Annotated in this window: 24 protein-coding genes; 10 read left to right on the top strand and 14 right to left on the bottom strand. The window is 65.3% G+C overall.

Going from position 1 to position 25551, the window contains the following annotated elements:
- Positions 1-6: 6 nt before the first annotated feature.
- Both FHY55_RS05175 and FHY55_RS05170 read right to left on the bottom strand, forming a co-directional pair.
- Positions 7-741: an SDR family oxidoreductase gene (locus FHY55_RS05175; RefSeq protein ID WP_140013171.1), complete on the bottom strand. Its 735-nt coding sequence runs from the start codon at positions 739-741 to the stop codon at positions 7-9.
- Positions 742-813: 72 nt separating this feature from the next.
- Positions 814-2595 (bottom strand): IlvD/Edd family dehydratase, encoded by a 1782-nt coding sequence (locus FHY55_RS05170; RefSeq protein ID WP_140013170.1) that lies wholly within the window; start codon positions 2593-2595, stop codon positions 814-816.
- 111 nt (positions 2596-2706) lie between these two features.
- On the opposite strand from FHY55_RS05170, the gene FHY55_RS05165 reads away from it, so the two are divergent.
- The 4 genes from FHY55_RS05165 to FHY55_RS05150 are packed head-to-tail and all read left to right on the top strand — an operon-like array spanning position 2707 to position 4911.
- Positions 2707-3192: a hypothetical protein gene (locus FHY55_RS05165; protein WP_140013169.1), complete on the top strand. Its 486-nt coding sequence runs from the start codon at positions 2707-2709 to the stop codon at positions 3190-3192.
- Complete coding sequence (locus FHY55_RS05160) at positions 3189-3893, top strand: AzlC family ABC transporter permease (protein ID WP_140013168.1); 705 nt, start codon at positions 3189-3191, stop codon at positions 3891-3893. The genes FHY55_RS05165 and FHY55_RS05160 overlap by 4 nt, the downstream gene beginning before the upstream one ends.
- The gene (locus tag FHY55_RS05155) at positions 3890-4216 is read left to right on the top strand and encodes an AzlD domain-containing protein (protein ID WP_140013167.1); all 327 of its coding nucleotides are present in this window, start codon (positions 3890-3892) and stop codon (positions 4214-4216) included. Before FHY55_RS05160 ends, FHY55_RS05155 begins: the two co-directional genes overlap by 4 nt.
- A gap of 5 nt (positions 4217-4221) precedes the next feature.
- Positions 4222-4911, top strand: coding sequence for an RraA family protein (locus FHY55_RS05150; RefSeq protein WP_140013166.1), 690 nt, complete (start codon positions 4222-4224; stop codon positions 4909-4911).
- Between the two features lie 27 nt (positions 4912-4938).
- On the opposite strand, the gene FHY55_RS05145 is transcribed toward FHY55_RS05150, so the two are convergent.
- The 3 genes from FHY55_RS05145 to fghA all read right to left on the bottom strand — a co-directional run bounded on the left by FHY55_RS05145 (position 4939) and on the right by fghA (position 9378).
- Positions 4939-7917: an error-prone DNA polymerase gene (locus tag FHY55_RS05145; protein ID WP_140013165.1), complete on the bottom strand. Its 2979-nt coding sequence runs from the start codon at positions 7915-7917 to the stop codon at positions 4939-4941.
- 187 nt (positions 7918-8104) lie between these two features.
- Positions 8105-8554 carry a YaiI/YqxD family protein gene (locus FHY55_RS05140; RefSeq protein ID WP_140013164.1) on the bottom strand — a complete coding sequence of 150 codons (450 nt, stop codon included), beginning with the start codon at positions 8552-8554 and terminating at the stop codon, positions 8105-8107.
- Complete coding sequence (fghA, locus tag FHY55_RS05135) at positions 8551-9378, bottom strand: S-formylglutathione hydrolase (protein ID WP_140013163.1); 828 nt, start codon at positions 9376-9378, stop codon at positions 8551-8553. The genes FHY55_RS05140 and fghA overlap by 4 nt, the downstream gene beginning before the upstream one ends.
- A 193-nt stretch (positions 9379-9571) precedes the next feature.
- On the opposite strand from fghA, the gene FHY55_RS05130 reads away from it, so the two are divergent.
- Together FHY55_RS05130 and FHY55_RS05125 are read left to right on the top strand one after the other, a co-directional pair.
- Positions 9572-9775 (top strand): hypothetical protein, encoded by a 204-nt coding sequence (locus tag FHY55_RS05130; protein ID WP_140013162.1) that lies wholly within the window; start codon positions 9572-9574, stop codon positions 9773-9775.
- Positions 9776-9881: 106 nt separating this feature from the next.
- A complete protein-coding gene (locus FHY55_RS05125; RefSeq protein WP_140013161.1) occupies positions 9882-10502 on the top strand; it encodes a TetR/AcrR family transcriptional regulator in 621 nt (206 codons plus the stop codon).
- A gap of 344 nt (positions 10503-10846) precedes the next feature.
- On the opposite strand, the gene idi is transcribed toward FHY55_RS05125, so the two are convergent.
- Positions 10847-11392, bottom strand: a complete 546-nt coding sequence (gene idi, locus FHY55_RS05120; RefSeq protein WP_254695421.1) for an isopentenyl-diphosphate Delta-isomerase — start codon at positions 11390-11392, stop codon at positions 10847-10849.
- A gap of 110 nt (positions 11393-11502) precedes the next feature.
- Here idi and FHY55_RS05115 point away from each other — a divergent pair, with 110 nt between their 5' ends.
- Positions 11503-11991, top strand: a complete 489-nt coding sequence (locus tag FHY55_RS05115) for a cytochrome c family protein (protein WP_140013160.1) — start codon at positions 11503-11505, stop codon at positions 11989-11991.
- A 124-nt stretch (positions 11992-12115) separates the two neighbouring features.
- Complete coding sequence (locus FHY55_RS05110) at positions 12116-13132, top strand: hypothetical protein (protein WP_140013159.1); 1017 nt, start codon at positions 12116-12118, stop codon at positions 13130-13132.
- Between the two features lie 120 nt (positions 13133-13252).
- Here FHY55_RS05110 and FHY55_RS05105 read toward each other — a convergent pair whose 3' ends face one another.
- The 6 genes from FHY55_RS05105 to FHY55_RS05080 form a co-directional block, all read right to left on the bottom strand.
- Positions 13253-14131: an SPOR domain-containing protein gene (locus tag FHY55_RS05105; protein WP_140013158.1), complete on the bottom strand. Its 879-nt coding sequence runs from the start codon at positions 14129-14131 to the stop codon at positions 13253-13255.
- Between the two features lie 68 nt (positions 14132-14199).
- Positions 14200-14832 carry a uracil phosphoribosyltransferase gene (gene upp, locus FHY55_RS05100; protein ID WP_140013157.1) on the bottom strand — a complete coding sequence of 211 codons (633 nt, stop codon included), beginning with the start codon at positions 14830-14832 and terminating at the stop codon, positions 14200-14202.
- The gene (locus FHY55_RS05095; RefSeq protein WP_140013156.1) at positions 14829-15815 is read right to left on the bottom strand and encodes an adenosine deaminase; all 987 of its coding nucleotides are present in this window, start codon (positions 15813-15815) and stop codon (positions 14829-14831) included. The genes upp and FHY55_RS05095 overlap by 4 nt, the downstream gene beginning before the upstream one ends.
- Entirely contained in the window at positions 15812-17008 is a 1197-nt protein-coding gene (locus FHY55_RS05090) for a phosphopentomutase (protein WP_140013155.1), read from the bottom strand. Before FHY55_RS05090 ends, FHY55_RS05095 begins: the two co-directional genes overlap by 4 nt.
- Complete coding sequence (locus FHY55_RS05085; protein WP_140013154.1) at positions 17009-18316, bottom strand: thymidine phosphorylase; 1308 nt, start codon at positions 18314-18316, stop codon at positions 17009-17011. It abuts the gene before it with no gap.
- A gap of 2 nt (positions 18317-18318) precedes the next feature.
- Positions 18319-18726: a cytidine deaminase gene (locus FHY55_RS05080; RefSeq protein ID WP_140013153.1), complete on the bottom strand. Its 408-nt coding sequence runs from the start codon at positions 18724-18726 to the stop codon at positions 18319-18321.
- A gap of 391 nt (positions 18727-19117) precedes the next feature.
- Between FHY55_RS05080 and FHY55_RS05075 the strand changes: the two genes are divergently transcribed.
- A complete protein-coding gene (locus tag FHY55_RS05075) occupies positions 19118-21397 on the top strand; it encodes an NADP-dependent malic enzyme (RefSeq protein WP_140013152.1) in 2280 nt (759 codons plus the stop codon).
- A gap of 19 nt (positions 21398-21416) precedes the next feature.
- Here FHY55_RS05075 and FHY55_RS05070 read toward each other — a convergent pair whose 3' ends face one another.
- Together FHY55_RS05070 and FHY55_RS05065 are read right to left on the bottom strand one after the other, a co-directional pair.
- Positions 21417-21782 (bottom strand): hypothetical protein, encoded by a 366-nt coding sequence (locus tag FHY55_RS05070; protein ID WP_140013151.1) that lies wholly within the window; start codon positions 21780-21782, stop codon positions 21417-21419.
- Between the two features lie 272 nt (positions 21783-22054).
- Complete coding sequence (locus tag FHY55_RS05065; RefSeq protein ID WP_140013150.1) at positions 22055-23011, bottom strand: Hint domain-containing protein; 957 nt, start codon at positions 23009-23011, stop codon at positions 22055-22057.
- 640 nt (positions 23012-23651) lie between these two features.
- Between FHY55_RS05065 and prpE the strand changes: the two genes are divergently transcribed.
- Positions 23652-25541 carry a propionate-CoA ligase PrpE gene (gene prpE, locus FHY55_RS05060; RefSeq protein ID WP_140013149.1) on the top strand — a complete coding sequence of 630 codons (1890 nt, stop codon included), beginning with the start codon at positions 23652-23654 and terminating at the stop codon, positions 25539-25541.
- The last annotated feature ends 10 nt before the right edge of the window (positions 25542-25551 follow it).

Raw genomic sequence — 25551 nt, 5'->3', positions numbered from 1 at the left:
CGCCGATCAGCCCCGCCCGATGTAGGGCATGTTGGTTGCCATCACCGTCATGAATTGCACGTTGGCCTCCAGCGGCAGCTCGGCCATGTGCAGCACAGAGCTGCCCACGTGGCTGACATCCATCACCGGCTCAACCTCGATGGAGCCATCGGCCTGAGGCACACCCTTTTGCATCTTGGCGGCCATCGGCGTCAGCGCATTGCCGATGTCGATCTGCCCGCAGGCGATGTTAAAGGGCCGCCCGTCGAGCGAGATGGAGCGCGTCAGGCCGGTGACGGCGTGTTTGGAGGCGGTGTAGGGTGCCGAGCCCCAGCGCGGCACATAGGCCGAGACCGAGCCGTTGTTGATGATCCGCCCGCCCTGTGGCTCTTGCTTGCGCATGACGCCAAAGGCGGCGCGCGCGGTGATGAAACTGCCGGTGACGTTCACGTCGATCAGCTTGCGCCACTCGGCCACGTCGATCTCGTCGATCGGCGCGCCCCCGAGGCTGACACCGGCGTTGTTGAACACCGCATCGACCCGGCCCCAAGCGCCCATGGCTTGCGCAAACGCCGCCTCGACGGCCGCTTCATCGGTTACGTCACAGGGCAGCACCAGTGCCTCGCGGCCGTTTGCCGTTTCTTCCAGCGCCTCTTTGCGCCGCCCGATCAGGCCAACCTTCCAGCCCGCGTCAAAGAACGCTTCTGCGGTGGCGCGGCCCACGCCGGAGCCGCCGCCGGTGATGATGATGCTCTTGGTCATGAAGTCCTCCCTTCGGGCGGGTCATTTTCCCGCCGGTCGTCTCCGCTGTAGGGTGGGTAGAACCCACTCCCCCTAGTGATTGTCGCGTGGCAGCGCTTCGCGGACCTTTTGGTAGGCCGTTGCCAGCTCAAGGCAGCCGCCCTGCGCCAACTGCCCAACGTGGGTGCGGTAGATCTCTTGCCACGGCGTTTGATGCTCCAGCTTCGGCGGGCTCCAAGCCTCTTTGCGGGCGGCCCACTCGGCATCGTCCACCACCGCATCCATCCGGCTTGCCCCCAGATCGAGGCGCACGGTGTCGCCCGTTTCGAGATAGGCCAGCCCGCCGCCGACCACCGCCTCGGGCGAGGCGTTCAGGATCGACGGGCTTTCGGAGGTGCCCGATTGCCGCCCGTCGCCCACGGTGGGCAGGTGGTTGACGCCCGCTTTCAGCATCGCGTCGGGGGGCTGCATGTTTACCACCTCGGCGGAGCCGGGATAGCCCACGCAGCCGACGCCGCGAATGAAGAGGATACAGTGCTCGTCGATTTCCAGTGACGGGTCGTTGATCCGGTCGTGATAATCCTCGGGGCCTTCGAACACGATCGCCCGCGCCTCCAGAATGCCCTCCTTGCCGGGCTCACTGAGGAAGCGCCGCTGGAAATCTTCGGAGATCACGCTGGTTTTCATCAGCGCCGAGTCGAAGAGGTTGCCGGACAGCACCTTGAAGCCCGCCTGCTCTCGCATCGGCTCAGCGCAGGTCTTGATGACCCGTGTATCCACGCTCTCGATGCCAGCAAGGTTCACCCCCATGGTGTTGCCCGTTGCGGTCATCGCGCCCTCGTGGATGCGCCCGGCCTTCAGCAGCTCGCCCATCACCGCAGGCACCCCGCCCGCGCGGAAGAAGCTTTCGCCAAGGTATTCGCCTGCGGGCTGCATGTTTACCAAGAGCGGGGCGTCAAAACCGATGGTCTCCCAATCCTTCACGTCCAGTTCGACGCCCGCGTGCCGGGCAATCGCCTGCAGGTGCGGCGGCGCGTTGGTGGAGCCGCCGATGGCGGTGCAGACCATGATCGCGTTTTCGAAGGCCTCGCGGCTGAGGATGTCGGAGGGCTTTAGGTCATCCAGTACCATCTGCACGATCCGCTTACCGGTTTCATAGGCCATTGCCATGCGCTCGCGGAAGGGCGCGGGGATGGCGGAGTTGCCGGTGAGCGACATGCCCAGCGCCTCGGCCATCGCGTTCATGGTGGAGGCGGTGCCCATGGAGTTGCAGTGGCCCAGCGAGGGCGCAGAGGCGCAGACCCGGCCCATGTATTCGTCGTAGTCGATCTTGCCTTCGGCCAGCAGGCGGCGGCTCTCCCAGATGATCGTGCCCGAACCCGCGAGTTTGCCCTTCCACCAGCCATCCAGCATTGGGCCGCCGTTGAGGGCGATGGCCGGAATGTCCATTGTGGCCGCGCCCATCAGCATGGCGGGGGTTGTCTTGTCGCAGCCGGTGGTGAGCACCACGCCGTCAATTGGGTAGCCGTGCAGCACCTCGACGAGGCCAAGGTAGCTCAGGTTGCGATCCAGCGCCGCCGTGGGGCGTTTGCCGGTTTCCTGAATCGGGTGCACCGGAAATTCCATCGGGATGCCGCCGCCATCGCGGATGCCCGCCTTGATCCTGTCCATCAGGAAGACGTGGATCTTGTTGCAGGGCGCCAGATCGCTGCCTGTCTGGGCGATGCCGATGATCGGGCGTTCGCCCTGAATCTCTTCGCGGGTGAAGGCCTGGTTCTGGTAGCGCTCGACGTAAAGCGCCGTCATCCCCGGGTTGTTGGGGTTGTCGAACCACTCTTGGCTGCGAAACCGTTTGTTGGCGCGAGTGTCACTCATGGCTGGGGCCTCCCTTGTGTTCAGGGCCTCCCCGCCCTGCGACTTGCTTGCGGCAACTTCACGGTTTGGTATACCAAATGCAAGGGCATTCTCGGCCCGAGGGAGGAACTCGTGACCATTCGCACCGCCACCTGCGCGGCCTTGCTTCTCTGCGGCCTCACCGCACCGCAGGCGCAAGCCGCCAGCGCCGACCTGTCGCTCGACGCGCTGATCGACTGCGCCCGCGGCCCTGCTTCGTCTGGCGTAATGTGCATCTCGGAGGCGCTCGAACCCTGTGATGCCGTGGTGCCCGAAACCCCTGCCGTCGCAGCCCTGTGCTACCAGGAGGCGCGGCAAAGCTTCGAAGCCGATTTTCCCGCCGCGCTCGACGCCGTCGAGGCCAAGGAAGGCGAGGCAACAGGGGCCGAAGCCCGGATCGTCGTGCGTTACGAGGTGCTGACCCGCGCCCTGCTGTGCGACCGGGATACGGAACTGCTGGCGCTCAAGGGCGGGACCGAGGGCGAGATCACACGGCAAAAGGCCCGCTGCATGACGCTTGTCACCGGCGACACATGGCTCAGGCTCAGGCTGACAACTGCCCCCCGCCCCAAACCATGACACCCCGCGCGGCCTTCTGGCGCGGCTATCTCGACTGCGCCCCCTTCATCCTCATCGTGGTGCCCTATTCGATGATGTTCGGCGTGGTGGCCCGGGATGCCGGGCTGGACGTGCTGCAAACCTTCGCCATGTCTGCCATCGTCATTGCCGGGGCCTCGCAGTTCACCGCGCTGGCGCTGTTGCAGGATCAGGCGCCGGTCTTCATCGCCCTGCTCGCCGCACTGGCGGTAAACCTCAGGATGGCAATGTATTCCGCCGCGCTGGTGCCCCACATTGGCCATGCGCCGCTGGGGCTGCGGGCGCTGGCGGCCTATCTGATGGTCGATCAGGCCTTCGCCGTAGCGGTGCGCACCTATGAGGAACGGCCCGAGATGAGCCCGCCCGCGAAGGTGGCCTATTACTTCGGCTGCATGGCGCTGATCTGCCCGTTTTGGTACGGCTCCACGCTGGCCGGTGCGCTGCTGCGCGAGGCGATCCCGGCCAGCTGGTCGCTCGATTTTGCCGTGCCGGTCTGCTTCATCGCGCTGGTTGCGCCGCTGCTGCGCTCGCTGCCGCATATGGCTGCCGCCTTTGTGGCCTGCGCGGGCTCTGTCGCCTTTGCCGGGCTGCCATGGTCGCTGGGCATCTTCATGGCCGCGCTGCTTGGCATCCTCGCCGGGGCGCAGGTGGAACTGGCGCTCAAGCGGAGGGCCACGGCATGATTTCGGAGACGGGATTTTGGGTGCTCACCGCCCTGCTGGGCCTCGGCACCTTCCTGATCCGCTTTTCCTTTTTGGGCCTGCTGGGCGGGCGCCAGTTGCCGGATTGGGCGCTGCTGCACCTCAAATATGTGGGCGCTGCGGTGTTTCCGGCGCTCATTGCCCCGCTGCTGCTCTGGCCGGACGCCACGGGCGGCACCACAGACCCCATCCGCCTGCTTGCCGCCGCTGCCGCCTTTGCGGCCGGGGTGAGATTTGGCGTTGTACCCGCCATCGTTGCGGGCATGGGCAGCCTTTACCTTTTGCAATTCATAACCGGAGCCTGACTGACATGATCGAAGAGCCCCCTCTCCTGCGCATTCGCCGGACGTTTCCCCGCCCCACCGCCGCGCAGATCGACGCCTTTCGCGGTGTGCCGACCGGCTTTATCTGCGATGCGATGGACGGCAAGGGCGCACTTGGCACGGCGATTTCGCCGCTCGACTTCGGCCAGCCTGCAATCTGCGGCCCGGCGCTGGTGGCCAACAACGGCCCCGCGGAGATTTTGGCCACGGTGGCCAGCCTTGGGCTGATCGAGGCGGGTGACGTGGTGATCTCGGCGGTCGAAGGCCATCAGGGCTGCTCGGCGGCGGGCGACCAGATCACCGGAATGATGAAGAACGCTGGCGCGGCGGGCTTTGTGACCGATGGGCCAATGCGTGACCGTGAGGGCGTGATGGCCCACGGCATGCCCTGCTGGTGCACCGGGCTGAACCCCAACTCCCCCTATGGGCACGGCCCCGGCACGGTGGGCATGGGGGCCGCGATTGGCGGCCAGTATGTGCAAAGCGGAGACCTGATCGTGGCCGATGAGAACGGCGCAGTGGTGATCCCCTTGGCCCGGATTGACGCGGTGGCGGCAAAGCTGCCGGAGGTGAAGAGCGCGGAAGATGAGTTGGAGGCGAAGGTGAAGGACGGCCTTAGTGCGCTTGTGGATCTCGATGAGATGGCCGCCGAGGGCAAGGTGCTGTTCGAGGATTGAGTTTGACCGGCCCCCGCGGCGAGCAGCCTAGACCGTGCTGCTTTCGCAGCTCTTCCCGCCGGCGTCCCAACGGTCTTGCCGCACCCTGAACCCACGCCCGGTGCCCGGCCCTGCCATTGCGGGGGCGGGGCCACCGGCTTCGGGGGTCAGCACCGGCCGCAGCAGCGCCACCGGGTGAGCGCGCAGGCTCAGGCGCATTGCGACGTAATCCTCCACCACCTCTTCCCCGAGGCTCATCTGCGGCAGCACAGCTGCCGCCTCGGCGATGCCCTCGCCCTCCAGCGCCCCGGCGAAAAGCGGCAGCGGCGCATCGCCCTTCAGCGCCTTGGCCTGCCACAGCGCCTCGCGTCGGCTCAGCCCCAGCGTGGCGAACACATCGGCCTCTGCCAGCGCTTCCACCATCTGCGGTGCCACCCCGGCGCGCCGCCAAACCGCAGCCACATCGAGATAGCCGTTGCCCCGCGCCGCGCAGATCCACCGCGCCTCCTCCTCGCGCATCGACCTGATCTGGCGAAACCCGAGCCGCAGCGCCAAACCGCCCTTGCCGTCGGGCTCCATCGTATTGTCCCAAAAGCTCTCGTTGATATCGACCGGGCGCACCTCGACCCCATGCTCGCGAGCGTCCCGCACGATTTGCGCCGGGGCATAGAAGCCCATCGGCTGGCTGTTGAGCAGCGCGCAGGCGAAGATGCCGGGGTGGTGGCGCTTGAGCCAGGCCGAGGCATAGACCAGCAGGGCGAAGCTGGCCGCGTGGCTCTCGGGGAAACCATAGGAGCCGAAGCCCTCGATCTGGCTGAAGCAGCGGGCGGCGAATTCGGCGTCATAGCCGTTCTTCAACATGCCCGCCATGAACCGCCCCTCGAAGTCGCTCACCCGCCCGAGCTTCTTGAAGGTCGCCAGCGCGCGGCGCAGCTGATCGGCCTCATCGGGGCTGAACCCCGCCCCGATGATCGCGATCTGCATCGCCTGTTCCTGAAACAGCGGCACCCCCAACGTCTTGGCCAGAACCTCGCCCAATTCGTCGGAGGGAAACTCCACCTTCTCCTCCCCGTTCCGCCGCCGCAGGAAGGGGTGGACCATGTCGCCCTGAATCGGGCCGGGGCGGATGATCGCCACCTCGATCACGAGGTCATAAAAGCAGCGGGGCCGCATCCGGGGCAGAAAGTTCATCTGTGCCCGGCTCTCCACCTGAAACACGCCGAGGCTGTCCGCCTTGCAGAGCATGTCATAAACGCGCGGGTCTTCCGGCGGCAGCGTGGCAAGGTCAAACCGCTGGCCGTGGTGCTCGGCCAGCAGGTCAAACGCCTTGCGGATGCAACTCAACATCCCCAGCGCCAGCACATCCACCTTCAGGATGCCCAGCGTGTCGATATCGTCCTTATCCCACGGAATTACCGTGCGATCTTCCATCGTGGCATTTTCCACCGGCACCAGCTCATCCAGCCGCCCCTCGGTGATGATGAACCCGCCGACATGCTGGCTGAGGTGCCGCGGAAAGCCCTGTATCTCTTCGATCAGGCTCAGCGTCAGCGTCAGCCGCTTGTCGGCGGGGTCCAGCCCGATCTCGCGCAGTCGGCTGTCCATCATCTGACCAGAGACCGAGCCCCAGCCCCAGATCTGCGAAGACATGGCCGAAAGCGTATCGTCCGAAAGCCCCATCGCGCGGCCCACCTCCCGCGTGGCCCGCTTGCCGCGATAGTGGATCACCGTGGCGCAGAGGCCGGCGCGGTGCCGCCCGTAGCGCTCGTAGATGTGCTGGATCACCTCCTCGCGCCGCTCATGCTCAAAATCAACGTCGATATCCGGCGGCTCGTCCCGCGCCTCGCTGACGAAACGCTCGAAGACCATCGTGCCGATCTCCGGGCTCACGGAGGTCACCCCAAGGCAGTAGCACACCACCGAGTTGGCCGCCGAGCCGCGCCCTTGGCAAAGGATGCCCCGCGAGCGGGCAAACTCCACCACGTCATGCACGGTCAGAAAGTAGGGCTCGTAGCCCAGCTTGCCGATCAGCTCCAACTCATGCTCCAGCATCCCGCGCACCTTTTCCGGTGCGCCCGAGGGGTAGCGCCAGCGCAGACCCGCGCGCGCCAGCCGCGCCAGCCGCTCGCCCGCCGTTTCGCCGCCTGTCACCTCCGAGGGGTATTCATAGCGCAGCTCGTCGAGCGAGAAGGTGCAACGCGCCGCCACCTCGCCCGCCCGCGCCACCGCGCCCTCATGGCCGGCAAAGAGCCGCAGCATCTCCGCCTCGCTGCGCAGCCGCTGCTCGCTATTGGCCAGCGCGGCGCGGCCCAGCTCATCCACCCGGCAGCCCTGCCGGATCGCGGTGAGCACATCGGCCATCCGCCGCCGCGCGCCGTGGTGCATCATCGGGCGGGCCGAGGCCACCAGTGGCACGCCCAGCCGCTTCGCCTCCCGCGCCAGCTGTGCAATGCGCCCGGCGTCCCGCCCGTCATAGCGCGGCGCGGCACAGAGGCTTACCGCCTCGCCGAAGCGCCGCACAAGCCGCTGCGTGACCCTCTGCCAATCGCCATCGGGATGCACCAGAATTTCCAGCCCCTCGCCCCATTCCACCAGATCGCCCACATGCAGCAGGCAGGCCCCCTTCTCTGCCCTCAGCCGCCCGAGCGAGAGCAAACGGCACAGCCGCCCCCACCCCGTGCGATCACGCGGCAATACCGTCGCCTGAAAGCCGCAGCTCAGCACCACCCGCGCGCCGGGCAGCAGGCGCGGCACACAGTCCAGATCCAGCGAGGGGCCCCGCTCTGCCCACTCCGGTGCAGGCGGGCCAATCTCTCCATCTGCCTCGATCGCCGCCCGCCGCGCCGCCACCGAGCGCGCAATCTCCCGGCCCCGTTGATGCGCCCGCACGATGCCCGCCACCGAGTTCTCATCGGCGACCGCCAGCGCCTGCACGCCCATAAGCCCGGCACGCTCCATCAGCTCCTCGGGATGCGAGGCCCCGGTGAGGAAAGTGAAGTTCGATGTGGCAGAGAGTTCGGCAAACACGGGCGATTCCTTCGCCCCATATTTTCACGTTTTGTTCTCGCGCTCAACGGGAGCCGACACGCGCCATCGCGTTGCATTTTCTTGCTGCAAATACTCCATCCCGCCCCTTCGGCCCGGCACCAACGCTCAAGGCAGAGCTGCGCAGGGCGGGCGGGGTGGGTGGGTGGGAGCCTGCCCTGCGCAGCTCTCAGCGTGCCGCGGCCCTGAGTGCCCGGTCCAGCCCGTCTACAAACCGCGCCCTGTCGGCCTTGGAAAACGGCTTTGCCCCGCCGCCCTGCTTCAACGGGTTCGCCGCCCGCAGGTCGGTCATCAAATCGCGCGTCGCCAGCGCCGCGCCCATGTTGCGCGAGGTCAGCCGTTCGCCATCGGGCTTCACCACCAGCGCCCCGGCCTCCACACAGCGGGCGGCGAGAGGGATGTCGGCGGTTACCACCACGTCCCCCTTCCCGGCGTTCTCGGCAATGAAGTCATCGGCCACGTCCAGCCCCTCGGAGACGTAGACCACCTCCACCAGCGGGTTGGCCGAGGGCCGCAGCCCGCCGTTGCAGACGATCTTCACCGGCACCTTCACCCGGCTGGCCACTTGCTCCACCTCGGCCTTCACCGGGCAGGCATCTCCATCGACCCAGATCGTCACTTTGACCAGAGCGCCTCTGCGTGGAAGCTCACGTGCTCTTCCATGAAGCTGGAGACGAAGAAGTAGGAATGGTCATAGCCCTTTTGCACCCGGAAGCTGCCCTCCTGACGCCGCGCCGCCATTGCCTCGCTGAGCGCCTCGGGCTTGAGAAGATCGAGAAACTGGTCGCTGCCGCCCTGATCCACCAGCACCGGCCCGTCAAAGCCGCGCTCGCGCATCAGCAGCGTCGAGTCATGCGCCTCCCAGCCGCTGTCGCCCAGATAGGCGCCGAGTTGCTTTTTGCCCCAGTCGGACTGGGTTGGATGGGCAATCGGCGCGAAGGCCGACACGCTGGCAAACCGGCCCGGCTGGCGCATTGCCAGCGTCAGCGCGCCGTGGCCACCCATCGAATGGCCGGTGATGCCCTGGCGCTCCATGTCGACGGCAAACTCCGCGCCGATCAGCGCCGGCAGTTCCTCGGCCACGTAATCCCACATGCGGAAGTGCTTGGCCCAAAGCTCCTGCGTGGCGTTCACGTAAAAGCCCGCGCCCTTGCCAAGGTCATAGGCCTCGTCGTCGGGCACATCCTCGCCGCGCGGCGAGGTATCGGGGAAGATCAGCGCGATCCCCTGCTCGGCAGCCCATCCCTGCGCGCCCGCCTTGGTCATCGCGTTCTCATGTGTGCAAGTGAGGCCGGACAAATACCACAGCACCGGCACCGGCCCATCCTTGGCTTCTTCCGGCAGGAACAGCCCAAAGGTCATATCGCAGCCACACGCCTCTGAGCCGTGCCGATACACGCCCTGAACCCCGCCGAATGCCCTGTTTTCCGCTACCGTTTCCATCGGCCCGTCTCCTCAAATCAGATTTGCGGCGACTATCTCGGCCCCCTGCCCGAATGTCCACCATCCGCAACGGCGCAGGGCCAAGCGGAGAAAACTGCACCGATCGGTTCAGAAAAATCTTGCAAAACGAACCGAACGGTTTAGATACCCATCTGAACCGAGTGGTTCAGTTCAGATTCGAAAGGATAATCCGATGCTGCGCATCTCTGCCCTCACCGTTCTCATCGCCCTCGGCGCGTCCCTTCACGCTGCCAACGCCGGCAGTTTCGCGACCGACCTGCCCCGCGTGACCTTTACCAGCGCCTCCACCGCAAGCCCCAGCGCGCCCGAGTTGCCTGACCGCTCCCACAGTGCGCCCGCCATCCTTGCCACGGGCACCCAAGCCGGCTCCAAGTGAGCGAAGCCACCACTCTTCCATCGACGGAAAGTTCCGGCGAGGCCCGCATTGCCTTGCCGGAACTAAACTGTCTGGTTTATAGTTGGTCAGGGGAACGGAGTTGGACATGAACGCACCGGTGGGTGAAATCAAACGCGGCAGGAAGTTCGATCAGGTGCTGGAAGGCGCCCGCAAGATCTTTTTGGCTGATGGATTCGAAGGCGCCAGTGTTGACCTGATCGCCAAGGAAGCCGGGGTTTCCAAGGCCACGCTCTACAGCTACTTCCCCGACAAGGGCCTGCTGTTCATGGAGGTTGCCACTTGCGAGTGTCAGCGTCAGGCCGAGATCGCTGTGTCGGAGATCGACCCGAACCGCCCGGTGCGCGAGGTGCTGCGGCTGGTGGCTGAGCGGATGCAGGAGTTCATGCTCTCCGAACTCGGGCGCGGCATGTTCCGCATCTGCGTGGCCGAGAGCTGCCGCTTCCCCGAGCTGGGGCGCGAGTTTTACAAGTATGGCCCCCGCTTTGTGCGCGACAGCATCGTACCGCTTTTGCAAAACGCCGAAGCCCGCGGCGAGCTGCATGACATCGACGATTACGAGCTGGCGGCCTATCAGCTCATGGAGCTGTGCAAGGCCGAGCTTTGGGTGAAATGCCTGATGGGGCTGGAGTGCGAGTTCACCCCCGAAAAGCGCAAACAGGTGATTGACGGCGCGATTGACATGTTCATCGCCCGCTACGGCACCTAACCGCACAACCAAACTTTCTTTTCCTAAGTTTCTGCAACTTACCGCGCGTGAGGTGCATTTTTTCGCCATGCCGTCAAAGGATTGGCCGTGCTGATGCGTATTACCTTCAACGGGCCCGCAGCGGCCCGGTGTGAAACGCACCCGGAGGACAGCCCATGGCACGCATCGCCGCCCTCACCCTGCTCATCGCCCTTGGCGCCACCCTGCGCTTCGAGGCGATGGCCGATAGCAGCGCCTGCGCTCCCACGGCCTGCGCCCTTGAGGTAACGCCCTAGCCGCCCCTCGGGCCATGTGGCCCTCATCCGCTGGTGCGATGAAAGCCGACAGCACGCGAAGCGCTGGCTTTAGCGCTCAAACACGCCCCGGTGCTCTGCCATGTAAATTCGCAGCCAAGGTGTGAAGCGCTCTGGCGTCGCCGCGATTTCGCCCGCGAGCGCCTCCAGCGTCAGCCAGCGCACGGCCTGCACTTCCGCCGAGTCTGGCTGAAGCGCGGCCCCCGGGGCCTCGCCACGAAACATCGCCACGACCTCGTGCTCCACCATGCCGCCGCCCACGTCGGCGCGATATTCTACCTCGCCGACCGGCTCCAGCGCCACGCCGTGCAGGCCCAACTCCTCACCGAGCCGCCGCTCGGCGCACTTCGCGTCATCCTCGCCCCAATGCGGGTGGGTGCAGCAGGTGTTCGCCCAGAGGCCGGGCGTGTGATACTTCTCCGCCGCCCGTTGCTGGATCAGCAGCCGCTCTCCATCAAAGACGAAGACAGACACCGCCTTGTGGCGAAGCCCCTGACGGTGCGCGGCCAGCTTCTCCACCGGCTGTAGCTGCCCCTCCACCCAGGCCGGGATCATCCCTGCCTGCACCTTGGTCGGATGGTCGGCGCCTTTGCTCATCTCTATGAATCCCTGTGCCACAGCGTCGCGTGTTTATCGGGGTGCGGCTTGGCTAACAAGGCAACACGAACGCGCGGGTTCACACAGCACAACCCCTCAAGGAGGAAGCCATGAGAACACCTATCACCGCCATCGCCCTCGCCGCCCTGCTGGCCGGCCCGGCGCTGGCCGAGAGCCATGAGGCCGCAGAGACCGCCGAAACCGAAATGGCCGAAATGCCCGCCCCGAGCGGCGATGCGGCAGAAGGCGAAGCGATTTTTGCAAAGCGCTGCGTCACCTGCCACGTGGTCAAGAACGAGGCGGGCGATACGCTGGCGGGCAAGGCCTCCAAGACCGGGCCCAACCTGTTCAACGTGGCCGGCCACAAGGCCGGGGCGGTTGAAGGCTTTCGCTACAGCAAGGATCTGGTGGCTGCCGGCGAAGAGAACGGACTTGTCTGGAGCGAGGAGAACTTCGTGGCCTACGTGCAGGATCCGCGCGGCTTTCTCAAAGAGTTCACCGGCAACTCGAAGGCCAAGTCGAAGATGTCGTTCCGCCTGAAGGGCGAAGAAGATGCGGCGAATGTTTACGCCTATCTCGTGAGCCTCAACAGCATGTAACCACTTCAGAGTGTGCCGCCCCGCCTCACCGCAGGGCGGCACAGCTTGCCGATTCCCTTGTGAGCGAAAACCCGCTAGTGTTGCCGTAACGAACAAGAGCAATAACGAGCAGGCCACCCCGCGCATGACAGCGCTCAAAGAATATCAACGGTTGGAATGTGCCGGCCTCTGGCGCCCTGAGCCGGAGGCGCAGCGGCAGAATGTTGTCGTCAACTTTGGCGATGCCTCCCTTGCGATCACCGATGGCGCGGGGCGAGTGCTTTCGCATTGGTCGCTTGCTGCCGTGGAGCGGGTGAACCCCGGCGAGATGCCTGCGCTTTATGCTCCCTCTGCCGAAGCGCTGGAGCTGCTAGAGCTTGAAGACGAGACCATGATCGAGGCGGTCGAGCGGGTCCGTCAGGTGATTGCACGGCGCAGGCCGCGCGAGGGCTGGCTGCGGCGGGTGATCCTTTGGGGCGGCTCGGCGGCGTTGGCGGTGGCTGCATTTGTCTGGCTGCCCGGGGCGCTGACCTCGCACACCGTGCGCGTGGTGCCGGAGCCGACCCGCGCAGAGCTGGGCGGGCATGTGTTTCGGGCGATCGGGCGGGTCTCCGGTGCGCCCTGCCGCAGCCCGCGCGGTGACAGGGCGCTGGCCCGGCTGCACACCCGCCTGCGCGCGCCTGAAAAGGGCGGGCTGCTGGTGCTGCGCGGTGGAATCACCAATACCGTGGCCCTGCCCGGCGGGTTGATCCTGATGAACCGCGCGCTGGTGGAGGATTATGAGAGCCCCGATGTTGTGGCTGGCTACATCCTTGCCGAAGCCACCCGCTCCGCGCAGACGGACCCGCTTGAACGGCTGCTGGAACACGCCGGGCTCATCGCCACCATCCGCCTGCTGACGACGGGCGCGCTGCCCGAGGCTGCGCTGGATGCCTATGCTGAGGAGCTCGTGACAGCGCCGCAAGCGCCTGTGCCCGATGAGGCGCTGCTTGCGCGCTTCGCAGAGGCCAAGCTGGCCACGACGCCCTATGCCTATGCGGTGGATGTTACCGGGGAGGGCACCTTGCCGCTGATCGAGGCCGACCCGATGCGCGGTGGCGGTGCGGAGCCCGTGCTGGAAGATGCCGACTGGGTTGCTCTGCAAGGCATCTGCGGCGAATAGGCAGCCCACCACCAGCCCCCGCGACGCAGGCAGGGGGCGAATGGGTTGCCCTCCCGAAACGCAACGCGCCCCGCGAGGTTTCCGTGCGAGGCGCGCTCATTTTCAGAAGTCTCTTGGCCCCTAGCGGACGTAGGCCGAGCTGAAGCCCAGAGCGCGAGCCTTGCGCAGCCCTGCCGTCAACGCGCTTCCGGCCAGCGGGCCGGCCATCACGATGGTCATCCGTTTGCCGCTGCGGGTCATCGCGCGGGTGCGCACCGGAAGGCCCGCGCCGCGCAGCCGCGATGCGGTTTGCCGGGCTTCGATATCGTCAAAGAAGGTGCCCACCTGGACGTAGCGGCCGGAGGAGGCTGCGGCGGGCTGGCGCGTGGTGGCCGGGGCCGAAGCCGCAGAGCGCCGCACAACACGCGGCTGGGCGGCGGGCTGGCGCGGCGCGGGGGCCACCTCGCGACGCACCACCCTTGGCTCGCCGCGTGTGACCGAGGAGGTCGACGACTGGCGGCGGATCACCCGGGTTTCCGTGGTCGTCCGCGTGCTCGCCTGACGGGTTTCAGGCGTTGCCGCGCGGCGCACAACCCGTGGCTCGGAACGCGTGGTGGCAGAAGGAACGGAAGAGCGCTGTTTGACCACCCGGGTCCTCGTTGTGGCCTCGCCCGAGGTTGCCGCACGGGTGCGGGTTTGGGTTTGCGCGGGGGCCGGGCGTGCGGCCACCGTCCGCGTTGGCGCATCGGTCACAACCGGCACGTTTGGCTTGGGGGCCTTGGCAAAGGTGGGGCTGACGCCGCAGATCTGCTTGCGGCCCCGCGTCATGCGCGGAACCCAAGACACCGCGCCCTCAAACCCGGCGCGCACGAAAACGCAGCCCTTGCTGTCAACGTATTGCGCGCCCTTGTAGCTGGCGGGCGGAAATTCCGCCGGGGTGCCCTTGGACTGGGCCTGCGCCATCGCGCCCGAAAAGAGAGATGCAACAACGGCGGCAGCCGAAAGTACACGTTTCAGCATCATGAATGCTCCCCAAAAATATCCAGCAAAGCTAAAGGATTAGCGGCAATGCGTAAAGGGACAAACCATTACTTGGTGCCGAACATCCGGTCTCCAGCGTCGCCCAGACCGGGCATGATATAGCCCAGATCGTTGAGCCGCTCGTCGAGCGCTGCGGTTACAATCGGCACGTCGGGATGCGCTTCTTTCATCCGCGCCACGCCCTCGGGTGCCGCCAAAAGGCAGAGAAAACGGATATTTACGGCACCTGCCTCCTTCAGCTTCGTGATCGCGGCTGCGCTGGAGTTGCCGGTGGCCAGCATCGGATCAACGGCAATGACCATCCGGTCGCCCAACTCGGCGGGCACCTTGAAGTAGTATTCGACCGGCTGAAGCGTCTCCTCATCGCGGTAGAGGCCAACAAAGCCGACGCGCGCGCTTGGAATCAGCTCCAGCACCCCGTCGAGCAGCCCGTTGCCCGCCCGGAGAATCGAGATCAGCGCCAGTTTCTTGCCGTCGAGGACCGGCGCGTCCATTTCCACCAGCGGCGTCTCGATCCGCTTGGTCGTCATCGGCAACTCGCGTGTGACCTCATAGGCCAGAAGCTGGCTGATCTCACGCAAGAGCTGACGGAACACCGCGGTTGGCGTTTCCTTCTCGCGCATCAAGCTCAGCTTGTGCTGCACCAGCGGGTGATCAACGACGGTCAGGTGCTTGGTCATGTCTTAAGCCTCTTCAGAATGTCTTCGCGGGTTTTCTCGTCACAGAAGGCGGCGGCCATCGCGTCTTCGTTCAGCGCGGCAAAGTCGCCCTCGTCCCAGCCGAACACCTCGTTCAGCTTTTCGTATTCCCGCGTCATCGTGGTGTGAAAGAACGGCGGGTCATCGGTGCTCACCGTCACCGCGACCCCGTTTTCGCGCAGTTTCTCGATCGGGTGGTCGTGCCAGTGGCGGAAGACGCCAAGCGCGATGTTGGAGCCGGGGCAGACCTCCAGCGTGATGCCGTTTTCCGCGAGCCGTTCCATCAGCGGGCCATCATGATAGGCCGCCACGCCATGCCCGATCCGCTCGATGCCTTCAAGCTGGTCCAGCGTGGCACGCACCATCTCGGGGCCGCCCCACTCGCCTGCATGACAGGTGAGCCGCAGCCCAGCCTCGCGGGCACAGTCGAAGGCCCAGGCATAATCGCCCGGCTTGCCCACCGTCTCCGCGCCCGCCATGCCGAAACCGGTGATGAAATCGCCTGCGCTCTCAGCGGCGCAGATCGCCGGGGCGCGGGCCTTTTCAGGGCCAAAATGGCGGATGCAGGTGATGATGCCTTTGAGCGTAATGCCCAGATCCTTCTCGGCCTCTTCGGCCACCTCGGCCATCGCCGCACAATACTCCCACCAGGCCTTCACATCGCCGCCGCCGCAGAAATCGGGCGACAGGAAGGTTTCGGCGTAGATCACTCCGTGCTCGGCGCATTGCTCCAGCACGACACGGGTGAGGCGGGCATAGTCCTCGGGCGTGGTCAGCACGGAAGTTGCCGCCTCGTAGACCTTCAGGAACTCCGCAAAATTCGCGTAGGCGTAATTGCCTTGCTCGTCGAAGATGCCGCCGATGTCGGCCTTCTTCTCCTTGGCGAGGGAGCGGATGAACTCCGGCGGCGCGGCGCCTTCGAGATGCAGGTGCAGCTCTGTCTTAGGCAGTTGTTTCCAGCTCACAAAAAGCTCCTCCCCGGCCCCTTCGCCGGTACGTTCAGATGCGCCGCCACGGAGGCCGCTACATCGACAAAGCCGCAATGGCCGATTTCGCCCGCGCCCCTGCCCGCGATCACCACCGGCACCCGCTCGCGGGTGTGGTCGGTGCCGCGCCACGTTGGGTCATTGCCGTGATCGGCGGTGAACACCATCATGTCGCCCTCGCGCAACTTGGCGAGGATCGGTGGCAGGCAAGCGTCAAACCACTCCAGCGCGCGGGCATAGCCCGAAACGTCGCGGCGGTGGCCATAGAGGCTGTCGAACTCGACGAAATTGGCGAAGGTGAGCGAGCCCTCTTCGGCCTCGTCCACAAGCCGCGAAAGGTGCTCCATCAGCACGGCGTCATCGCCCTTCACCACGTCATCAATGCCGTGACCGGCGAAGATATCCTTGATCTTGCCCACCGCATGCACCTTGCGGCCCGCGTCCTGCACCCAGTTGCACAGGGTCGGCTCGGGCGGGGCGATGGCAAAGTCGCGGCGGTTGGTTGTGCGGGTGAAGCCCTCTTCGGGCGAACCCACGAAGGGGCGTGCGATGACGCGGCCAACCTTCATCGCGTGCATGGTCGGGGCGATCTCTTGGCAGAGGTCCAGCAGCCGCTCCAGCCCGAAGCGCTCTTCATGGGCGGCGATTTGGAGCACCGAGTCGGCAGAGGTGTAGACGATGGGCCAGCCTGTCGCCATGTGGCGGGCGCCCTCTTCTTCAAGGATGACCGTGCCGCTGGAGTGCCGGTTGCCAAGCGTCCCGCCCGTGCCCGCCATCGAGGCCAGCGCATCGAGGATGTATTGCGGAAAGGCCGGATCTTCATCTGGGAAGTAGTGCCAATCCCACGGCACCGGCACGCCTGCCAGCTCCCAATGGCCTGAGGGCGTATCCTTTCCCGGTGAAATCTCGGTGGCGCAGCCCCAGAGGCCCGTTGGGTGCCCGGTCGGGCCCTCGCCCACGACGCCGCTGGCCAGAGCGACGGCATCAGCCAGCCCCAGCCCGTCGAGCACCGGCATCTTCAGCGGGCCGCTGCGGCCTTCTTCTGCGCGGCCCTCGGCACAGGCCTGCATGATATGGCCCAGCGTGTTGGAGCCTTCATCGCCGAAGTCCGCCGCATCAGGCGCACCGCCGCAGCCTACGGAATCCATCACAACCAGAAAGGCTCGCGGCATTTACTCCACCCGTCCAAGCACCAGCTTGGGAGGGTTTACCGGGGTCTCGCTCAATTTGAAAGCCGCACGCACCCAAGGCTCAAACGCCTCCACCTCGCTGCGGCGGGCGGCATGGATGCGGGCCAGCGGGCGCTCTTTGTCGACCCGGTCGCCGATTTGCGCAATCTGGCTGAGGCCGACGGAGGGATTGATCCGGTCGCGCGCGCGCTTTCGCCCGCCGCCCATGGCCACCACGGCAAGGCCAAGCGCTTCGGTGTCAATCGCCTCGACGTAGCCCTCGCCTTCGGGCCGCACGCGGGCGGTTGCCGGGGCGGCGGGCAGCCTGTCGCGCCAACGGCCAAGGAAGTCGCTCGGCCCGCCCATCGCGGCGACCATCCGGCCCATCCGCTCTGCGGCCTCGCCGGAGCGGATTTTGTCGAGCACCATATCGGCACCGTCGAAGGCGTTTTTCGTCACCCCCACCATCGCCAGCAATTCGCCGCCCAATTTGGCCGTCAGGTGGCTGAGAGGCCCGGATGCGCCTGAGCCGGTGAGCGTGTCCATCACCTCTGTTACCTCGACCGCATTGCCTGCCGAGCGGACAAGCGGCTGGCTCATGTCGGTGATAAGCGCCCGGGTCGGGCAACCTGCCCCATTTGCGGTTTCCACCAGCGAGCGCGCCAACTTGCGGGCCTCGGCCGGCGTTTTCATGAAGGCTCCAGCGCCGCATTTGACATCCAGCACCAACCCTCCCAGCCCGGCAGCCAGCTTTTTGGCGAGGATCGAGGCGGTGATCAGATCCAGGCTTTCCACGGTGCCCGTCACATCGCGCACCGCGTAGAGCCGCTTGTCGGCGGGGGCGATATCCACCGAGGCAGAGGCAATGGCGCAGCCAACCTCGCGGGTGATCTTTTGCAGCTTGTCGATCGGGATTTCAGCGCTGAAGCCCGGGATCGCCTCCAGTTTGTCGAGCGTGCCGCCGGTGTGGCCCAGCCCGCGGCCCGAGATCATCGGCACGTACACCCCGCAGGCGGCCAGCGCGGGGGCGAGCACGAGGCTGACGCAGTCGCCCACGCCGCCGGTGGAATGTTTGTCGACCACCGGGCCGTCGAGATCCCACTGGAGCACCTCGCCCGAGTCGCGCATGGCAAGGGTCAAAGCCACCCGCGCCTCGGCGCTCAGGGGGGCGTGGCAGACGCCCATTGCAAAGGCCCCCACCTGCGCGTCGCTTACGCGTTCATCCGCGAGCGCATAGGCAAACCAGTCAACCGCCTCCGGGCTCAGGGTTTCGCCCTTTCGCAGGGCATGCAGAACCTTTCGGGCGTCCATGCTCAGGCCTTGTTATCCGGCGTGTTCACCAGATGGCCCGCGCCGAAGGCACCGGGCAGCAGGGCCCCGACCGTGGTTTCCAGAACCTCGCCACGGGTGGTGGCCAGCGTTACCTTCACATCCATTTCGGCAAATTCGGCCAGTTTCTGGCGGCAGCCGCCGCAGGGGGGCACGGGGGCGGGGCTATCGGCAATCACCGCCACTTCGGCGATCTTACTGTCGCCGCCAAGCACCATCGCCGCAATTGCGCCCGCCTCGGCGCAGGTGCCTTCCGGATAGGCCACGTTTTCGACGTTCACACCGCAAAACACTGTGCCACTCTCGGCCCGGATCGCCGCGCCGACCTTGAATTGCGAGTAAGGGGCGTAAGCCTTTTCGCGCGCATTTCGCGCCGCATCGACCAGATTCATCACCCTCTCCGTTTACATTGGCGCCTGCCCGCCCGGCCCACTGGCCGCTCATTGCACGCACATTGTGCTTTCAAACCGCAAAATTCGGCCCGACCCGATAGGCGCGGTCTTCTCTCATGCACCCTTGGCCCTTGGGTCGCACACGACTGCCTCGCACCGCAATACAGTAAAACACTGGCCTTCGAGGATCGGCCAAGCATGGGGCGAGATGCCCGGATTGACCAAGACGTTTTTAACCGGTTCGAGAACGTGGTGAAACAGGAAATTGCAAAATGCAAAAGTCTTGTGACATAGTGGGGCGCGGGCAGGCCACGGGCTTGAACGCGGGTTGGTTTTGTGCCATTCCGCGCTAACCAGATGGTTTAACGTTAAACCACTTCCGGGAGGCCCCATGAACGACACGCCCGATAGCCCGGCAGAAAGCGCCGCGCTGCTCTACCACGCCAATCCGAAACCCGGAAAGCTGGAGGTGCGGGCGACCAAGCCGCTGGCCAACGGGCGCGACCTGTCACTCGCCTATTCACCGGGCGTGGCCGAGGCCTGCACCGCCATCTCCGAAAACAACGCGCTCGCCACCCGCTACACCGCGCGGGGCAACCTTGTGGCCGTCGTCTCCAATGGCACCGCCGTGCTGGGGCTGGGCAACATCGGCGCGCTGGCCTCCAAGCCGGTGATGGAGGGCAAAGCGGTGCTCTTCAAGAAGTTCGCCAACATCGACTGCTTCGACATTGAGGTCGACGAGACCGACCCCGAGAAGCTGGCCGATATCGTCTGCGCGCTTGAGCCTACCTTTGGCGCGATCAACCTTGAAGACATCAAGGCCCCCGATTGCTTTATCGTGGAAAAGATCTGCCGTGAGCGGATGAACATTCCGGTGTTCCACGACGACCAGCACGGCACCGCCATCGTCGTCGGTGCGGCGGCCACAAACGCGCTGCACCTTGCGGGCAAGGATTGGGGCGACATCAAGGTGGTTTCCACCGGCGGCGGCGCGGCGGGCATCGCCTGCCTCAACATGCTGCTCAAGCTGGGCGTGAAGCGCGAGAACGTCTGGCTCTGCGATATTGCCGGCCTCGTTTACGAGGGCCGTGAGGAAGAGATGACGCCGCAAAAGGCCGCTTTTGCGCAGGGCTCCTCCCCCGCCACGCTGGGCGATGTGATTGAAGGTGCTGATCTCTTTCTCGGGCTCTCCGGCCCCGGTGTGTTGAAGCCCGAGATGGCAGCGAAGATGGCTGAAAAGCCGATCATCTTCGCTCTCGCCAACCCCACGCCCGAAATCCTGCCCGACCTCGTGCGCGAGGTGGCCCCCGGCGCGATCATCGCCACCGGGCGCAGCGACTACCCGAACCAGGTCAACAACGTCCTGTGCTTTCCGTTCATTTTCCGGGGCGCGTTGGATTGCGGCGCAACCGAGATCAACGACGCCATGCAACTGGGATGCATCGAGGGTATCGCCGCGCTGGCCCGTGCTACCACCTCCGCCGAGGCGGCCGCGGCCTACAAGGGCGAGCAGCTTACCTTCGGGCCTGAGTACTTGATCCCCAAGCCCTTTGATCCGCGCCTGATGGGGGTGGTCGCCACAGCCGTGGCCAGGGCCGCCTGCGAAAGCGGCGTGGCTGCCCGCCCGATCGAGGATTTTGACGCTTACAAGGCCACGCTCGATCGTTCTGTGTTCAAGTCCGCCCTGCTCATGCGCCCGGTCTTCGAGGCCGCTGCGCAGGCCGAGCGCAAGATCGTCTTTGCCGAGGGCGAGGATGAGCGCGTGCTGCGGGCCGCCGATGCGATGCTTGAGCAAACCACCGATCTGCCCATTCTCATCGGTCGCCCCGAGGTGGTTGAGGCGCGGTGCGAGCGGGCGGGGCTGAAGATACGCCCGGGCCGCGACTTCGAACTGGTGAACCCCGAGAACGACCCGCGCTACCGCGATTACTGGGAAACCTACCACACCCTGATGGCGCGGCGCGGCGTCACCCCCGACCTTGCCCGCGCGGTGATGCGCACCAATACCACCGCGATTGCCGGGGTGATGGTGCATCGCGGCGAGGCCGACAGCATGATTTGCGGCACCTTTGGCCAGTTTCTCTGGCACCTCAACTACGTCCGCCAGATTCTTGCCGACAAGGCGCACCACCCGGTGGCCGCGCTTTCGCTGATGATTCTGGAAGACGGACCACTGTTCATCGCCGATACGCAGGTGCACCAGTTTCCGAAGCCGCATGAAATCTGCGAAACGGTGATTGGCGCGGCCCGGCATGTGCGGCGCTTCGGGCTGGAGCCGAAGATAGCGCTTTGCTCGCACAGCCAGTTTGGCAACCTCGACAGTGAGGGCGGGCGCCGGATGCGCGAGGCGCTGGAGATGCTCGACGACCGCGACCTCGACTTTGCCTATGAAGGCGAGATGCATGTGGATTCTGCGCTAGACCCCGATTTGCGCGCCCGCCACCTGCCCGCCGCCCGCTTCGACGGGGCGGCCAATGTGCTGATCTTCTCGTCCGCCGATGCCGCCTCGGCGGTGCGCAACATCCTGAAGATGCGCGCTGGCGGGCTGGAGGTGGGGCCGATCCTGATGGGCATGGGCAACCGCACCCATATCGTGACGCCGTCGATCACCGCGCGCGGGCTGCTCAATATGTCGGCGCTGGCCGGCACGCCGGTGGGGCACTACAGCTAGAGGCCGATAGCCCGCCGGGTCACTTCTTGCGGGTGGTCAGCACGCCCTCAAGCCCGTTCCCCTTGGGCCCGAGCTTCACCCGATTGCCGCGCAGGGTGACGAGCACGCATTCTTCGCGCCCGCTGGCGCTCATGCCGCCCGGCTTGCCCTTGATGCACAGCCGCGGGCCCTTTACCCGCCAGCGGATCGCCTCAGGCCGAGGCCGCCCGCCGCGCGTTTCTTGCCCGATACCGGTGCCATCCGGGTTGAGGCTGAAAAGGATGGTCTCCTCCCCCCGACCTTCGAAATAGAGCACTTTGCCAGACAGCTGTGCGCGCAGGTCTGAGGCGCTGGCAGCGCCGCTCGTGCTGAGGAGCGCCACGATGAGAGCCGCAATTCCACGCATTTTCTGAACTCCTCGCCAATCCTCACCGGCTTAGCGGCCACGCCCGGGCTAGGCAAGGCGGCGGCTCGGAGCCGGGCGACCGGGCCTAGAACGTTCTTCATATTCGGCTCACGCGCCGTGGCGCCATTACAAGGCGGTCTTCCAAGGAAAATGTCGTCGCGCCCCGTCAATTGGGGGGCAGATAAGAAACCACCCGCGCTGCAGGGGCAACGCGGGTGGTCCGGCCCAAACCTGGGGGGCAAAGGCCGGCTTTCCAGGGCGTCTGCTAAGCCCTAGAAAAACGTGGCCAGCACCGCCGCCTCCCGGCAGCTTGCGACTGGCGCGTTCAATTTCATTGTCAGTTCCGGAAACAGCTGCGCCGCCTCCTGAGATCCGGCGTCCAGCCGGAACTCGGGCGTTTCAGGGTTGAGGTAGAGGCTTTCGGCCAGCAGCCCATTGGCCACCAGCGAAACATGCTCGGCGCAGGCCAAGTGGTGATAGCGGATAGACGGCACCTCGCGGTCCACCCGCACCCCTTTGCCGTTCACAAGCCCCGTGGCCGCCGCAAGGCATCGCTCGGCGCCCACCACCATCTCTGCGGGGCAACCGCGCAACTCCACCCGATGCTGCGGGGACAGGTATGTGTCGCGGAACGGCAGCCCGTTGCCGAAGCTGTTGCGTGCGATGCGGATGGGCCTCCACTTGTCGAAAGCCGGATGGGAGGGAATCTCGACTTTTCGGGACGAGGACCAGAGCACCTCGTGGGCCCGGCCATCCGCATCGCACACCCAGTCGCCCACGCCGATCTCTCCGACCGGGCAGTAGCCGCTTGGAGTTAGAATCACCGTATCGGGGCCAAAGCAGATCGGGGTGAACACCTCGTATGGCGTGTCGTCGATATCAACGATCAGCGCGATCGCACCCAACACGTTTGGCTCACCGTCGGGATAGTGGAAGTAAGTGTTACCCCCAGCCTCAAACACGACTACGTCGCTCTTGGCGCCAAGCGGCACGATGATGAGGCCCGCATCAATGCCAGGCTGAACCGTGCCACTGCCGATGTAGTTGATCGGATCGCCGTTGTAGGTGGCCGTCCCATCGTCGATGTCACCCAGAAAACCGTCGTCATCTTCCAGCGTCCCGGTCTGGCTCCCGCCGAACCCGTTGAGCAAAATCGTTTGCCCGCCAAACAGATCAGTTCCGGCCAGAGACCCGATGTATTCGGTCACATTGATGTCTGCTGTTGCCATAGCTTGGCCCCCGTCTGTCTAGGTGCCCCCACCCAGAACTCGCTAAAGTTGAATCAACGATTACGAATAAAATCAGGGGATGCCGAGTCCTCAACTTTGGGATGAGTAAATTTTTGCCAATTGCCCCTAGGAAGAGATCGTAAGGAGAGGAAACCGGGCTTGGACAGGGAAAATCTTCGCAGCGATTGTTTAGTAAATTGACTCAATGCGCACCCCAGCGACCCACTGTGGCCAGATAGGCAGGGCACGAATCTGGCCCAAATCAAAACTCCCGCGGGATGTGTCAAATCATGTGTGCTTCCTGCAACCTCGGCGGAAGACCGCCACCCCCTGCCGGCATCAGGCGATTTTCTGCGTAGCGCAGGGGCGAGTGGCGGCGCGGCGCAGGCGAGGGCTGGTTTCGCGCCATGCTGGCAGAGAATCAGCGCGCCACCTGCCGGGGGCGAACTCGATCTGCCAGAAATTTGCAAACCCGCGCAGAAGCCCCAAGCGGGCAGCGAAGTTTCCCGGGTTTTGCAAATATTTGCAGCCTGGATTCGCCAAAAATGCAAACCTTATGAGCCATTCTGCCGCGCCCCACACCAGAACGCTTGCCAGAAGCGCACACGGCTCCCTAAGAGGAAGCCGGAGGAGGAGTCACATGGCATATAAAGACGTCTACGCTGCTTGGCAGGCGGACCCGGAGAAGTTCTGGATGGAGGCCGCCGAGGCCATCGACTGGGACGAGAAGCCAAGCAAGGCGCTCTTCGAGAAGGGCGAGCACATGTTCGAGTGGTTCGCCGATGCTCGCGTGAATACCTGCTGGAATGCGGTGGACCGGCACGTCGAAGCCGGGCGCGGGCCGCAATATGCCATCATCCACGACAGCCCGATCACCGGGCGCACTCACAAGATCACCTACTCCGAGCTGCGCAACCGCGTTGCCACCCTCGCCGGAGCGCTGCGGGCCAAGGGCGTCGAAAAGGGTGACGTGGTGATCATCTACATGCCGATGGTGCCCGAGGCGCTCGAGGCCATGCTGGCATGCGCCCGTCTTGGCGCGATTCACTCGGTCGTCTTCGGTGGTTTCGCGGCCAACGAGCTTGCGGTGCGCATCGACGACGCCAAGCCCAAGGCCATCCTCGCCTCCTCCTGCGGCATCGAGCCGGGGCGGATCGTGCACTACAAGCCGCTGCTGGACGACGCGATTGAGCAATCGACCCACAAGCCCGAGTTCTGCGTGATTCACCAGCGCGAACAGGAAGTGGCCCATATGATCGAGGGGCGCGATTTTGGCTGGCACTCGTTCCAGTACGGCGCGACCCCTGCCGAATGCGTGCCGGTTGAGGGCAACCACCCGGCCTATATCCTCTACACCTCCGGCACGACCGGCCAGCCCAAGGGCGTGGTGCGCCACACGGCCGGGCATATCGTGGCGCTGAACTGGACGATGAAGAACATCTACAACGTCGATCCGGGTGATGTGTTCTGGGCGGCCTCCGATGTGGGCTGGGTCGTGGGCCATAGCTACATCTGTTACGGGCCGCTGATTCACGGCAACACCACTGTTGTCTTTGAGGGCAAGCCGGTGGGCACGCCGGATGCCGGCACCTTCTGGCGGGTGATTTCCGAGCATAAGGTCAAGAGCTTCTTCACCGCCCCCACCGCCTTCCGCGCCGTGAAGCGCGAAGACCCGACGGGGGAGCTTGTCGCCAAGTATGACCTGAGCTGCCTCAACGCCATCTACCTCGCCGGCGAGCGCGCCGATCCCGACACCATCGAATGGACCCAGCGCACCACCGGCAAGCCCGTCTATGACCACTGGTGGCAAACCGAGACAGGCTGGACCATCGCCGGCAACCCGGTGGGGATCGAGGCGCTACCGGTCAAGCTGGGCTCGCCCACCGTGGCCATGCCCGGCTACGACGTGCAGATCCTCGACGAGGGCGGCCACCCGATGCCCACCGGCGAACTTGGCGCCATCGCCGTCAAGCTGCCCCTGCCGCCGGGCACCCTTCCCACGCTCTGGAATGCAGAGCCGCGCTTTCGCAAAAGCTACCTCGAGCACTTCCCGGGTTACTACGAAACCGGCGATGCCGGCATGATCGACGAAGACGGCTATCTTTATATCATGGCCCGCACCGATGACGTGATCAACGTCGCCGGGCACCGGCTTTCGACCGGTGCGATGGAAGAGGTGCTGGCCTCCCATCCCGACGTGGCCGAATGCGCCGTCATCGGCGTGAGCGACGCGCTGAAGGGCCAGCTACCCATGGGGTTCCTCTGCCTCAACGCGGGCACCAACAAGCCCCACGAAGAGGTCGTGAAGGAATGCATCGGCCTCGTGCGCTCGAAGATCGGCCCGGTTGCCGCCTTCAAGCTCGCCTGCGTGGTCGACCGGCTGCCAAAAACCCGCTCGGGCAAGATTTTGCGGGGAACGATGGTGAGCATCGCCGATGGCAAGGACTACAAGATGCCCGCCACCATCGACGACCCCGCCATTCTCGACGAGATCAAGGAGGCGCTCTCCACGCTGGGTTACCCAGCGTAACAAGGCCATC

It is taken from the genome of Oceanicola sp. D3, assembly GCF_006351965.1.
Classification (GTDB): Bacteria; Pseudomonadota; Alphaproteobacteria; order Rhodobacterales; family Rhodobacteraceae; genus Vannielia.
The sequence above is the reverse complement of the archived record's forward strand: the minus strand, read 5'-3'. Positions and strand labels throughout refer to the sequence as shown.